11 protein-coding genes are annotated in these 12,498 nt (G+C 73.6%); 6 read left to right on the top strand and 5 right to left on the bottom strand.

All coding sequences use genetic code 11. The features are described 5' to 3' along the window. Window positions 1-607, bottom strand: a 607-nt coding sequence (locus FLM69_RS09740) for a protein kinase (RefSeq protein WP_141844053.1), incomplete at its 3' end; no start/stop codon positions are given. A gap of 108 nt (window positions 608-715) precedes the next feature. Between FLM69_RS09740 and lipB the strand changes: the two genes are divergently transcribed. From lipB to FLM69_RS09725, 3 genes are read left to right on the top strand one after another with little or no spacing between them, the layout of a single operon-like run. Further along, a complete protein-coding gene (gene lipB / locus FLM69_RS09735; RefSeq protein WP_036383074.1) occupies window positions 716-1,417 on the top strand; it encodes a lipoyl(octanoyl) transferase LipB in 702 nt (233 codons plus the stop codon). After that, window positions 1,414-2,421: a lipoyl synthase gene (gene lipA, locus FLM69_RS09730; RefSeq protein WP_036383060.1), complete on the top strand. Its 1,008-nt coding sequence runs from the start codon at window positions 1,414-1,416 to the stop codon at window positions 2,419-2,421. The genes lipB and lipA overlap by 4 nt, the downstream gene beginning before the upstream one ends. A gap of 26 nt (window positions 2,422-2,447) precedes the next feature. After that, window positions 2,448-3,260, top strand: a complete 813-nt coding sequence (locus FLM69_RS09725) for a DUF4191 domain-containing protein (RefSeq protein WP_036314203.1) — start codon at window positions 2,448-2,450, stop codon at window positions 3,258-3,260. 122 nt (window positions 3,261-3,382) lie between these two features. Here the strand turns inward: FLM69_RS09725 and FLM69_RS09720 are convergent, their stop codons facing one another. After that, window positions 3,383-3,883 carry an RDD family protein gene (locus FLM69_RS09720; protein WP_049146950.1) on the bottom strand — a complete coding sequence of 167 codons (501 nt, stop codon included), beginning with the start codon at window positions 3,881-3,883 and terminating at the stop codon, window positions 3,383-3,385. Between the two features lie 151 nt (window positions 3,884-4,034). Between FLM69_RS09720 and glnA (FLM69_RS09715) the strand changes: the two genes are divergently transcribed. Both glnA (FLM69_RS09715) and FLM69_RS09710 read left to right on the top strand, forming a co-directional pair. Next, window positions 4,035-5,459 (top strand): type I glutamate--ammonia ligase, encoded by a 1,425-nt coding sequence (gene glnA, locus FLM69_RS09715; RefSeq protein WP_036314201.1) that lies wholly within the window; start codon window positions 4,035-4,037, stop codon window positions 5,457-5,459. 153 nt (window positions 5,460-5,612) lie between these two features. Beyond that, a complete protein-coding gene (locus FLM69_RS09710; RefSeq protein ID WP_036314199.1) occupies window positions 5,613-6,617 on the top strand; it encodes an LLM class flavin-dependent oxidoreductase in 1,005 nt (334 codons plus the stop codon). Window positions 6,618-6,683: 66 nt separating this feature from the next. On the opposite strand, the gene FLM69_RS09705 is transcribed toward FLM69_RS09710, so the two are convergent. Together FLM69_RS09705 and glnA (FLM69_RS09700) are read right to left on the bottom strand one after the other, a co-directional pair. Continuing rightward, window positions 6,684-9,806: a bifunctional [glutamine synthetase] adenylyltransferase/[glutamine synthetase]-adenylyl-L-tyrosine phosphorylase gene (locus tag FLM69_RS09705; RefSeq protein ID WP_141844051.1), complete on the bottom strand. Its 3,123-nt coding sequence runs from the start codon at window positions 9,804-9,806 to the stop codon at window positions 6,684-6,686. Between the two features lie 10 nt (window positions 9,807-9,816). Continuing rightward, entirely contained in the window at window positions 9,817-11,157 is a 1,341-nt protein-coding gene (glnA, locus tag FLM69_RS09700; protein WP_036383058.1) for a type I glutamate--ammonia ligase, read from the bottom strand. 36 nt (window positions 11,158-11,193) lie between these two features. On the opposite strand from glnA (FLM69_RS09700), the gene panB reads away from it, so the two are divergent. Next, window positions 11,194-12,057 (top strand): 3-methyl-2-oxobutanoate hydroxymethyltransferase, encoded by an 864-nt coding sequence (gene panB, locus FLM69_RS09695; RefSeq protein ID WP_036314193.1) that lies wholly within the window; start codon window positions 11,194-11,196, stop codon window positions 12,055-12,057. Window positions 12,058-12,124: 67 nt separating this feature from the next. On the opposite strand, the gene FLM69_RS09690 is transcribed toward panB, so the two are convergent. Continuing rightward, window positions 12,125-12,337, bottom strand: coding sequence for an SPOR domain-containing protein (locus FLM69_RS09690; RefSeq protein WP_036314191.1), 213 nt, complete (start codon window positions 12,335-12,337; stop codon window positions 12,125-12,127). Window positions 12,338-12,498 lie beyond the last annotated feature (161 nt).

The following is a 12,498-nucleotide window of genomic DNA, read 5'->3' as shown; positions in this document are numbered from 1 at the left end:
CCTCCACCGCGGCGAGCGCCTCGGGGGCCGCGAAGCCCGGCGTCGCCCCGGCCCCCGACGCCCCGCCGACCACCCGGGCGACGCCGAGGTCGGCGAGGGCCGGGCTGCCGTCGACGCCGAACAGGACGTTCGCCGGGGACACGTCGCCGTGCACCACCCCCTCGCGGTGCAGGCACGCGAGAGCCTGGGCGATCGGGACGAGCACGGTGACGGCCTGCCCCGGGCTCAGGGGTCCGACCCGCTGCACCATGTCCTGCAGCGTGCCGGCCGCGCGGTGCTCGGTGAGGACCCCGAGGCCCCGGTCCGTCTCCACCACGCCGAGCACGCGCAGCAGATGGGGATGCGCGACCCGTCCGGCCTGCGCCTCCGCCGCCAGCGCATCCGGCGCCGCGCCGGCACGGGGCACCTTCAGGGCGGCCCGGACGCCCCGACCGTCCTCGACGAGCCAGACCTCCGCCTGGGCGCCCGCGCCGAGCAGCCGGACGGGTTCCCAGCCCGGGGCGCGCGGCGCAGCCGTGCCCGGCTCCGACGACCTCTCCGGTTCGGTCTCCGGCCCGCCGCCGACGCGTCCGGCCGCGCCGCCGTCCGCCTCGTCCCAGTCCCGCATCGGTCTCCCCTCTCCGCCGCGCCGTCCGTTCCAGCCCAGGGTGCCGCATGTCCCCGAGCGTCACGGCGGTTGTCCACAGGTCCGGGCCCGAGGACTACAGTGGACGTCATGCCCGAGACACCCCTGCCGCCCCTGCGCGTGCTCGGCCTGGCGCCCGACCTGGTGGACTACCACGCCGCCTGGGACGCCCAGCGCGCCCTGCACGCGGACGTCGTCGCCGGCCGCTCCGACGGCGAATTCCTCCTCCTGGAGCACGAAGCCGTCTACACGGCCGGTCGCCGCACCGAGGACGCCGAGCGCCCCACGGACGGCGCCCCCGTCGTGGACGTGGACCGCGGCGGCAAGATCACATGGCACGGGCCGGGCCAGCTGGTCGGCTACCCCGTGGTCCGGCTGCGCGACCGTGCCCACGTCAAGGACTACGTCTGGTTCCTCGAGGAGCTGCTGATCCGCACCGCCGCCGAGTTCGGCGTCACGGCCGTCCGCGTGGACGGGCGGGCAGGCATCTGGGTCCTCGCGGACCGGGACGACGACGGCACGGCCCGCCCGGACCGCAAAGTCGGCGCCATCGGCCTGTCCATCCACGACGGCGTCTCCATGCACGGCTTCGCGCTGAACTGCTCCAACTCCCTGGCCCCCTACGAGGGGATCATCGCGTGCGGCATCACGGACGCCGCCACCACCACCCTGTCGGTCGAGACGGGCCGGACCATCACGCCGGCCGACGTCGTCCCGGTGCTCACCCGTCATCTGGACGAGCTCGGGCCGGCCTTCATCGCCGTCACCCCCACGGAAGGAATCCCCGCATGAGCCTCGCCCCCGAAGGACGCCGCCTGCTGCGCGTGGAGGCGCGCAACGCCGAGGTGCCCGTCGAGCGCAAGCCCGAGTGGATCAAGGCCAAGGTCCACATGGGCCCCGAGTACATCGGCCTGAAGAACAAGGTCAAGTCCGCCGGCCTGCACACCGTGTGCGAGGAGGCCGGCTGCCCCAACATCTTCGAGTGCTGGGAGGACCGCGAGGCCACGTTCCTCATCGGCGGCGACATCTGCACCCGCCGGTGTGACTTCTGCGACATCACCTCCGGCAAGCCGCGTCCCCTGGACATGGAGGAGCCGCAGAAGGTCGCCGAGAACATCCGCGAGATGGACCTGCGGTACGCCACCGTCACGGGCGTGGCCCGTGACGACCAGAAGGACGGCGCGGCGTGGCTCTACGCGGAGACCATCCGCCGCATCCACGCGCTCAACCCGGGGACCGGCGTCGAGATCCTGCCGCCGGACTTCGGCGCGGTGCCGGAGCTCGTCCAGCAGGTGTTCGACGCGCGGCCCGAGGTGTTCGCGCACAACCTGGAGACGGTGCCGCGCATCTTCAAGCGCATCCGCCCGGCCTTCACGTACGAGAAGTCCCTCAGGGTGCTCACGATGGCCAAGGCCGACGGGCTCGTCACCAAGTCCAACCTCATCCTGGGCATGGGCGAGGAGGACCACGAGATCGACCAGGCCCTGGTGGACCTGCACGAGGCCGGCTGCGACATCATCACCATCACGCAGTACGTGCGGCCCTCGAAGCTGCACCACCCCATCGACCGCTGGGTGAAGCCGCAGGAGTTCGTCCAGTGGTCCCAGCGCGCCGAGGAGATCGGTTTCCAGGGCGTCATGGCGGGCCCGCTGGTGCGCTCGTCGTACCGCGCGGGCAAGCTCTACGCGCAGGCCATGCAGCGCCTCGGCCGGACCCTGCCGGAGAACCTGGCGCACCTGGCCGGGGAGAAGACCGCCCGCCAGGAGGCCTCCGCCGTCGTCGCCCAGATGTCCTGAGCCGCCCGACTAGACTGGACCCCGCCATGACGAAGAACAGCCAGCCCCCCGCGTCCTCCTCCGGCTCCACCTCCGCCACGCTCAAGGAGGTCAAGGCCATGCAGCGCGAGCGTCGCCTCCGCGAGAAGGAGCAGGCGAAGGCCCAGCGCCGGGACAAGCGCGCCACGAAGGGCCCGGGCGTGATCTCCCAGCTCAAGCAGGCCTACGCCATGACCAAGGCGCACGACCCCAAGGTCGGACTGTGGATGCTGCTGGCCTTCCTGGGCGCCCTGGTCGTCGGCCTCGTCATCGGCCTCCTGCTGGACAACTGGATCACGTGGCTGCTCATCGCGATCCCGTTCGGTGTGCTCGCCGCCGTCGTCATCCTGAACCGGAAGGCGCGCCGCGCCGGGTTCGCCCAGCTCGAGGGCCGCCCCGGCGCCGCCGGCGCCGCGCTCTCCACGCTGGGCCGCGGCTGGATCGTGTCCGAGCAGCCGGCCGCCGTGAACCCGAAGACCCAGGACCTCGTCTACCGCGCCGTGGGCCGGCCGGGCGTCGTGCTGGTGACGGAGGGCCCCTCCCCCCGCGTCGCCGCGCTGGTGGTCAAGGAGGAGAAGGCCATGCGCCGCTTCCTGCCCGGCGTGCCCGTCACCGTGGTGGAGTCCGGCAACGGCCAGGGCCAGGTCCCGCTGCACGAGCTGCCCGGCACGCTCAAGGGCATGAAGAAGGCCCTCACGGCGCAGGAGGTCCAGGCCGTGGACAAGCGTCTGACCGCGCTCAACACCAACCGGCTGCCCATCCCCAAGGGCGTCGACCCGAACAAGGTGCGCCCGAGCCGGCGCGCCATGCGCGGCCGCTGAGCGCCGACGCACCCGCGCGAAAGGGGGGCGCCCCGCCGAGGATTCGGCGGGGCGCCCCCCTTTCGTCGTGTCCGGCCTCGCGTCGAGTCGGATCCGGCGTCGTCCGGCGCGGGCCGGTGCGCTCACATGCGGATCTCGACGGTGCCGGCGACCTTGTCGTGCATGCCGCGGCCGTCCGGGCCGACGACGACGGCCGGCAGCACGAGGCACAGCAGCGCCGTGCGCACCACCACGCGGTGCACGGGGGCGGTCCGGCCGCCGAGGCGCACCACCTGGGTGCGGCACACGGCCTTGCCCACGGTGGTGGCCAGCAGGGTGATGCCCAGGATGTGCATGGTGGCGAAGACCATCAGGGTGGCGATCGCGTCGGAGTCGAAGAGCAGCCAGGACACGCCCAGGGCCAGGAACCAGTCGATCACGAGGGCGACGGCGCGGCGGGCCGCAGTGGCCATCGAGGTCGGGCCGTGCTCGGGCAGGCCCAGCAGGTCCCCCGGCCAGCGGCCGCCGGCCAGGCCGCCGCCCGGACCGTCCACCCAGCCGGCGAGGTCGCGCCGGGTGATCAGCGGCTCGTCGCGGCGGGTCGGTTCGGGCTCTTGCGCGGGGTCGGGTGCTCTGCGTGCCACCGGCCCAGCCTACCGGCGCGGAACCGCGAGGCTCGCCGTGGGGCGTCACCGACGCCCACGGAGGCCGCCGGGCAAGTAGGGTGATGACACCCGCCACGCCAGCGCCGCCGTGCCGGACATGCCACCATCGTCACGACCACAGGAGCGCACCATGTTCACCTCCCCCGCGGACGTCCTCGCGTACATCAAGGATGAGGGGATCGAGTTCGTCGACGTCCGCTTCACCGACCTCCCCGGCATGCAGCACCACTTCAACGTGCCCGCCTCGAGCGTCGACGAGGACTTCTTCGTCACGGGCCAGCTCTTCGACGGCTCCTCGATCCGGGGCTTCGCCGGCATCGCCGAGTCCGACATGCAGCTCATCCCGGACGTCGCGACGGCCTTCGTGGACCCCTTCCGGGTCCGCAAGACCCTCACGATGAACTTCTCCATCGTGAACCCCCGCACCGGCGAGCCCTACCTGCGCGACCCGCGCGGCGTGGCCCAGCGCGCGGAGGCCTACCTGAGCTCCTCCGGCATCGCCGACACGGCGTTCTTCGCCCCCGAGGCCGAGTTCTTCATCTTCGAGGACGTCCGCTACGAGTCCTCCCCCCGCGGCTCGTTCTACGCCGTGGACTCGGACGAGGCCTGGTGGAACGCCTCCCGCGAGGACGAGGGCGGCAACCTGAGCCACAAGACCGGCCTCAAGGGCGGCTACTTCCCCGTCTCCCCCACGGACAAGCAGGCCGACCTGCGCGACGAGATCTGCTCGGTCCTGGCCGAGGTCGGCCTCGAGGTAGAGCGCTCCCACCACGAGGTGGGCGCCGCGGGCCAGGCGGAGATCAACTACCGCTTCAACACGCTGACCCACTCGGCGGACGACCTGCAGAAGTTCAAGTACGTCGTCAAGAACGTCGCCAACATGTTCGGCAAGTCCGCGACCTTCATGCCCAAGCCCGTCTTCGGCGACAACGGCTCCGGCATGCACTGCCACCAGTCCCTTTGGAACGGCGGCGAGCCGCTGTTCTTCGACGAGAAGGGCTACGCGAACCTCTCGGACACCGCCCGCTGGTACATCGGCGGCCTGCTGAAGCACGCCTCCGCGGTCCTGGCCTTCACCAACCCCACGGTGAACTCCTACCGCCGCCTGGTGCCGGGCTTCGAGGCCCCCGTGAACATGGTTTACTCGCAGGGCAACCGCTCGGCGGGCATCCGCATCCCGATCACCGGCTCCAACCCGAAGGCCAAGCGCATCGAGTTCCGCGCCCCGGACGCCTCGGGCAACCCGTACCTCGCGTTCGCCGCGCAGCTGATGGCCGGCCTGGACGGCATCCGCAACCGCATCGAGCCGGCCGAGCCGATCGACAAGGACCTCTACGAGCTGCCGGCCGAGGAGGCCGCCGACATCCAGAAGGCACCCGCCACCCTGGACGAGGCCCTGAACGCCCTCGAGGAGGACCACGAGTTCCTCCTGGCCGGCGACGTGTTCACCGAGGAGCTGATCGAGACCTGGATCGCGTACAAGCGCGAGATGGAGATTGCCCCGCTGGCCCTGCGCCCGAACCCCTACGAGTTCGAGCTGTACTACTCGGTCTGATCCGCCCGCCGCGGCCCCGACGACGGCCGTTCGTCTCCCACGCCGGAGGCGGGCGGCCGTCGTCGTGCCCGGCCGCGGAATAGTCCGGGGCCGGTGGGCGCTGGATCTGTGGAGACCTCCGCCCGGCCGGGCGGCCCGCAGACCAGGAGCACCATGACCGAGCACACCGCCCCCACCCCCCTGCCGCTGTCCCTGCTGGACCTCGCCCTCGTCCGCGACGGCGCCCCGATGGGCGAAGCCTTCGCCGAATCCGTGGAGCAGGCCCGCGTCGCCGAGGCCGCCGGCTTCCGGCGCGTCTGGTACGCGGAGCACCACAACATGCCCTCCATCGCCTCCTCCGCCACGGCCGTACTCATCGCGCACGTGGCCGCGCACACCGACTCGATCCGCCTCGGCTCCGGCGGCGTCATGCTGCCCAACCACTCGCCGCTGGTGATCGCCGAGCAGTTCGGCACCCTGGCCGAGCTGCACCCCGGCCGCATCGACCTGGGCCTGGGTCGCGCCCCCGGCACCGACCAGCGGACGCTGCAGGCGCTGCGCCGGGATCCGTCGGCGGCCGAGCGCTTCCCGCAGGACGTGCTCGAGCTGCAGGGCTACCTCACCGGCCAGAGCCTGATCCCCGGCATCGACGCCTACCCCGGCAAGGGCACCAACGTCCCGCTGTACATCCTCGGCTCCTCGGCGTTCGGCGCCCAGCTGGCCGCGCAGCTCGGCCTGGGCTACGCGTTCGCGAGCCACTTCGCACCGCAGATGCTCGAGCATGCGGCGCGCCTGTACCGGGAGCACTTCGAGCCCTCCGAGGCCCTCGCGGAGCCGCACTTCATCGCGGCGGCCAACGTGATCGCCGCGGACACCGAGGAGGTGGCCGAGCGGGAGTGGCAGGCCGCGCAGCGGGCGCGCATCCGGATGATGCTCGGCCGGGGCCGCACCCTCACCGACGACGAGGTCGAGATGCTGCTGCACTCCCCCGCCGGTCAGCAGGTGCTCGGGATGCTCGAGTGCACGGCCGTGGGCACCGGCCCGACGACGGCGGCGTGGCTGCACGACTTCGCGGCGCGGGTCCAGGCGGACGAGCTGATCATCACGACGGCGGCCCAGGACGCCGGCGTGCGGCGACGCACCCTGGAGCTGCTCGGGGAGCACGTCGTGCGCGCCTGAGCCGGCGCTCGCGACACCGGAGCACGGCCGGCCCGCCACCCCGTCGAGGTGGCGGGCCGGCGTCGTTCAGAGCCCGTAGAACCGGGTCTCGAACACCTGACGGGCCAGGCGGGTCACCCGCAGGTAGCGCTCCTCGAGCTCCCCGCCGGTCGTGCCCACCCCGCTGAGGCGGGCCACGGCCTCGAGGTCGCGCATGTTCGTGGGCAGCACGTCCGAGACCTTGCCCGTCCACAGCAGCAGGGCGGCGCGGATCCGGGTGGCCAACAGCCACGCCTCCTCCAGCACGGCGACCTCGGACTCGGGCAGCAGGTCGTGCCGGGCGATCGCCCGCAGCGCCGGCAGCGTGCCGGTCACGCGCAGGTCCTCGATCTGACCGGCGTGCTTGAGCTGCATTGACTGCACGAGCCACTCGACGTCCGAGAGCCCCCCGCGCCCGAGCTTGACATGGCGCGCCGGATCCGCCCCGCGGGGCAGCCGCTCGGCCTCCACGCGGGCCTTGATCCGGCGGATCTCCCGGGCATCGGCGGCCGAGAGGTCCTGCGCGTAGCGGACGCCGTCGGCCCAGCGGCGGAAGTCGGTGGCCAGGTCGTCGTCGCCGGCCAGGGGGCGGGCGCGCAGCAGCGCCTGCCGCTCCCACACCTCGGCCCAGCGACCGTAGTACTCCCGGTACGAGTCCAGGGTGCGCACCAGGGGCCCCTGGCGTCCCTCGGGGCGCAGGTCGGCGTCCACCTCGAGCCGCCGCTCCCCGGGCAGCGGCGGCGCGACGGGCTTCTGCAGGAGGGCCATGAGCGTGCGGACGACCTCCTCGGCCTGCTCGCGCGCCCGCCCCTCGTCGACGCCGGGGCGTGGCCGGTGCACGAACAGGGCGTCGAGGTCCGAGCCGTAGGTGATCTCCCGGCCGCCCTGGCGGCCCATGGCCACCACGAGCACGTCGGTGAGCGGGTCGGCGTCCCCGACGACGGCGCGCGAGGCCACGCGCAGGGCGCCGACGACGGTGATCTGGTCGATGTCCGACAGGGCCCCGGTGACGGCCTCGAGGTCCAGCAGCCCCGAGATGTCCGCCAGGGCCACGCGCAGGGTCTCGCTGCGCCGCACCTGCCGCACATGGCGCACGGCCGCGGGGGCCTCCTCCGCGGCCACGCGGCGGTCGAGCCGCGCGTCGACCTGGCGCCACAGCTGGATCGCGCCCCGGGGGTCGAGCTCCCGGTCGTCGCCCACCCAGGCCACGGCCTCGGGCGAGTGCTCGAGCAGGTCCCCCACGAACCGGGAGCCGGACAGGACCAGGCACAGCCGTCGGGCGGCGTCCGAGGAGTCGCGGAGCATCCGCAGATACCAGGCCGTGCCGCCCAGCGACTCGGAGAGCCGGCGGAAGGCGAGCAGGCCGCCGTCGGGGTCGGCGCCCCGCGCGAACCAGCCGAGCATGGCCGGCAGCAGTTGCCGCTGGACCGCGGCCCGGCGCGAGACGCCCTGCGTGAGGGCCTCGATGTGCCGCAGGGCGCCCTGCGGGTCGCGGTAGCCCAGCGCCGCCAGGCGGTCGCGGACGGCCTCCGCGGACAGCCGCACGTCCTCGGCGGACAGGGCGGCCGTCGTCGACAGCAGCGGCCGGTAGAACACGGTCTCGTGGAGACCGCGCACGGCGCGGCGCACGCGCGTGAACTCGGCCTGGAGGTCCTCGCCGGTGGCGGGGCCCCGGTCCGCGGCGCCGCGCATCGACCGGGCGACGATGCGGCGGGCCTCCTCCTTGACCGGCATCAGGTGGGTGCGCCGCAGGTGCACGAGCTGGATGCGGTGCTCGAGGGTGCGCAGCCACCGGTAGTGCTCGTCGAACGCCCGCGCGTCTCGCGTGGTGACGTAGGAGGCGGCGTGCAGCGCCCGCACCGCGTCGAGCGTGCCGCGCACCCGCAGCGACTCGTCCGCACGGCCGTGCACGAGCTGGAGCAGCTGGGCCGTGAACTCGACGTCGCGCAGACCGCCGGGCCCGAGCTTGATCTCCCGCTCGCGCTCCGCGGGGGCGAGGGTGTCCAGGACCCGGGCGCGCATGGCCCGGACGGACTCGACGAACCCGTCGCGCGAGGAGGACTCCCACACCCGGGGCCAGATCTCCGCGATGTAGCGCTCGCCGAGCTGTGGCGAGCCCGCGATGGGACGGGCCTTGAGCAGGGCCTGGAACTCCCAGCCGTGGGCCCAGCGGCGGTAGTACTCGGCGTGGGACTCCACGGTGCGGCTCAGGGCGCCGTCCTTGCCCTCGGGACGCAGGTTGGCGTCCACTTCCCACAGCCCCGGCTCGGGGGCCGCACCCTGGATCACGCGGCCGATGCCCGCGGCCAGCTCGGCCGCGAGCGCGGCGGCGCGCGGCCCGTCCGGGACCTGGGCGTCGGGGTCCGCGCCGTCCACGGCCTCGCGGACGGCGTGGGCGAACACGACGTCCACGTCCGAGACGTAGTTGAGCTCGCCGGCGCCGCACTTGCCCATGCCGATCACGGCGAGGTCCAGGCGGTCCACCACGGGGCCCTCCCGCTCGGTGAGGACGGCCCGTGAGACGGCGAGCGCCGCGTCCACGGCGGCGCCGGCCAGGTCCGCGAGCCAGCGGCCCACCGAGGGCATGGCCGCCGTGGGCTCGGCGGAGTCGAGGTCACGCAGGGCGATCGCGGCCAGCTGGCGGCGGTAGGCGCGGCGCAGGGCGACGGCGGCGTCCTTGCCGGTGACGGCCGCGAGGGGGCGGTCGGCGTCCGGGTCGGCGCCCACCGAGTCCAGGAGCAGGCGGCGCAGGGCGGCGGACGCATCACCCCAGGGCTCGCCGGCGGTCGGGTCGGGCTGGGCGAGGGCGGGCGCGGTGGCGGCGGCCGCGTCCGGGTCGAGGACGAGGTCCAGGTGCTCGGGACGGCGGATGAGGAACTCGCCGAGGGCCTCGGAGGCGCCGAGCAGCCGCAGCAGGCGGGCCGTCGTCCCGGGGTCCCGGAGGGCGTGGTGGACGCGGGGCTCGCGCTCGGCCAGGCGCACCCACAGCAGCAGGGCCCGGTCGGGATCGGCGGCGTGGCCGAGGAGCTCGACGAGGGGACGCACGTCCACGCCCTCGAACTCGGGCGAGGTGAGCAGCGTCTGCACGCGGCCGGCGTCGGCGACGCCGGCGTGCGCGAGGGTGCGGCGGTCCGGGGCGTCGGCGGTCGCCGCGTCGGGCAGGGCGGACACGGCCGGCGCCTCAGAGGCCGGAGAGGTAGCGCCGCAGCTCGTACGGCGTGACCTCCACCCGGTAGTCGTCCCATTCCTGGCGCTTGTTGCGCAGCAGGGCGTCGAAGACGTGCTCGCCCAGCACGGATGCCACGAACTCGGACTCCTCGGCGGCGCGCAGGGCGTCGTGCAGGGTGCCGGGCAGGGGGACGTGGCCGAGCACGCGCCGCTCGTGGGTGGTCAGCGCGCTGACGTCCTCGGCGGCGGACTCGGGCAGCTCGTAGCCCTCCTCGATGCCCTTGAGCCCGGCCGCGATCAGCAGGGCGTAGGCCAGGTACGGGTTGGCCGAGGCGTCGATGCCGCGGTACTCAATGCGGGCCGAGCCGGCCTTGTCCGGCTTGTACAGGGGCACGCGCACGAGCGCGGAACGGTTGTTGTGGCCCCAGGAGACGTACGAGGGCGCCTCGCCGCCGCCCCACAGGCGCTTGTAGGAGTTCACGAACTGGTGGGTCACCGCGGTGATCTCCACGGAGTGGCGCAGCAGGCCCGCGATGAACCGGCGGCCCGTGACGGAGAGCCGGAACTCGTCCGCCGGGTCGTAGAACGCGTTCGCGTCACCCTCGAAGAGGGAGAAGTGGGTGTGCATGCCCGAGCCGGGGTGCTCGGAGAACGGCTTGGGCATGAACGTGGCGTACGTGCCCTGGGCGGCGGCGACCTCCTTGACGACGGTCCGGAACGTCATCACGTTGTCCGCCGTCGTGAGCGCGTCCGCCGCGCGCAGGTCGATCTCGTTCTGGCCGGGGCCGTTCTCGTGGTGGCTGAACTCGACGGAGATGCCCATCCCCTCGAGGAGGCTGACGGCGTCGCGGCGGAAGTCGGCCGCGTCGGAGCCGGGCACGTTGTCGAAGTAGCCCGCGCGGTCCACGGGCACCGGCTCCCCGTCCGGGCCGGGCTGGTCCGACTGGAGGAGGTAGAACTCGATCTCCGGGTGGGTGAAGCACGTGAAGCCCCGGTCTGCGGCCCGGTCCAGCACGCGGCGCAGCACGTGCCGCGGGTCGGCGGGGGCGGGTCGGCCGTCCGGGGTGAGCACGTCGCAGAACATCCGGGAGCTCTGTCCCTGGTCGCCGCGCCACGGCAGGATCTGGAAGGTCGAGGGGTCGGGCTGCAGCAGCATGTCCGACTCCGAGATGCGGGTGTATCCGTCGATCGAGGAGCCGTCGAAGCCCAGGCCCTCCGTGAAGGCGTTCTCCACCTCGGCCGGAGACAGGGCCACCGACTTCAGCGTACCGATCACGTCCGTGAACCAGAGCCTGACGAACCTGACGTCCCGGTCCTCGATGGTGCGGAGCACGTAGTCCTGCTGTCGATCCATGCCGCCACTCTAGACGCGCCGCGTAGACTCCGGCCCATGTCTGCTCCCCAGTCCCCCCGGCAGCCTGACGACACCGCCCCCTACGGGCCGCCCGCCCCGTCCCGGTACCGGACGGTCCACCTGCAGCGGGCCAAGGACGAGGGCCGGCGCTTCGCGATGCTCACCACCTACGACGCGATGACGGCGGCCCTGTTCGACGAGGCCGGCGTCGAGGTGCTGCTCGTGGGCGACTCGGTGGGCAACACCGTGCTGGGCCATCCCACCACCCTGCCGGTCACCCTGGACCAGATGATCCTGTTCACCCAGGCCGTGGTGCGCGGTGCCGAGCGTGCCCTCGTGGTCGCGGACCTGCCCTTCGGCTCGTACGAGGCCTCCCCGCGGCAGGCCGTCGAGTCGGCCGTGCGCCTCGTGAAGGAGTCCGGCGCGCACGCCGTCAAGGTGGAGGGCGACGAGCGCTTCGCCGAGCACGTGGCCGCGATGACGGCAGCCGGCGTCGCGGTCATGGCCCACATCGGCTTCACCCCGCAGTCCGAGCACGTGCTCGGCGGCTACCGGGTGCAGGGCCGCGGCGCGGGGGCGGTCGAGCGGATGACGGCGTCGGCCCGGGCCCTCGAGGCCGCGGGGGCGTTCGCCGTCCTGATGGAGATGGTCCCCTCGGACGTCGCCGCCGCCGTCGACGCCGCGCTGCGGGTGCCCACCGTGGGCATCGGCGCGGGCCCGGGCACCACGGGCCAGGTGCTCGTGTGGCAGGACATGCTCGGCCTGCGCGAGGGACGGGTGCCCCGGTTCGTCCGTCAGTACGCCCGCCTGCACGAGGTCGTGGGCGACGCGGTCCGGGCCTATCGCGCGGACGTGCTCGACGGCGCGTTCCCGGCCCCGGAGCACGGCTTCCAGGGCTGAACCCGCCCCGTGAGACGACCGGGCCCCCGTCCGAGGGACGGGGGCCCGGTGTCGTCCGGCGCCGCGGTCAGGAGGCGTCGTCGACGGGACGGCTGTCCCAGTCGTCGTCGCGCTCGTCCCAGGCGTCGGCGGTCTCGTTGTTCGCCCGCACGCGGTCCATCGCGGCCTGGGCCTCCTCACGGGTGCCGAACGGGCCCAGCAGCTGGGACCAGTCCGACTGGGCGCCCACCTCCACCTGATGCGTGTTGACGTTGTACCAGAACTCGCTCGTCTCGGTCATGGGGGCCACAGTAGCCGGGCCGATAGGCTGGAGGACATGTCCCAGCGTCAGAACCCCGTCGCCCCGTCCAGCCACAACGGTCCCCGCCCTGCGGGCCCCACCGCGCCGGAGCCCGGGTCGTTCGCCCCCGTCGGCACGCTGACGCCCGGGGCCCCGTCCCC

The organism is Micrococcus sp. R8502A1, assembly GCF_006704135.1.
Taxonomy (GTDB): Bacteria; Actinomycetota; Actinomycetes; order Actinomycetales; family Micrococcaceae; genus Micrococcus; species Micrococcus luteus.
This window is presented reverse-complemented; position numbering and strand designations above follow the sequence as displayed.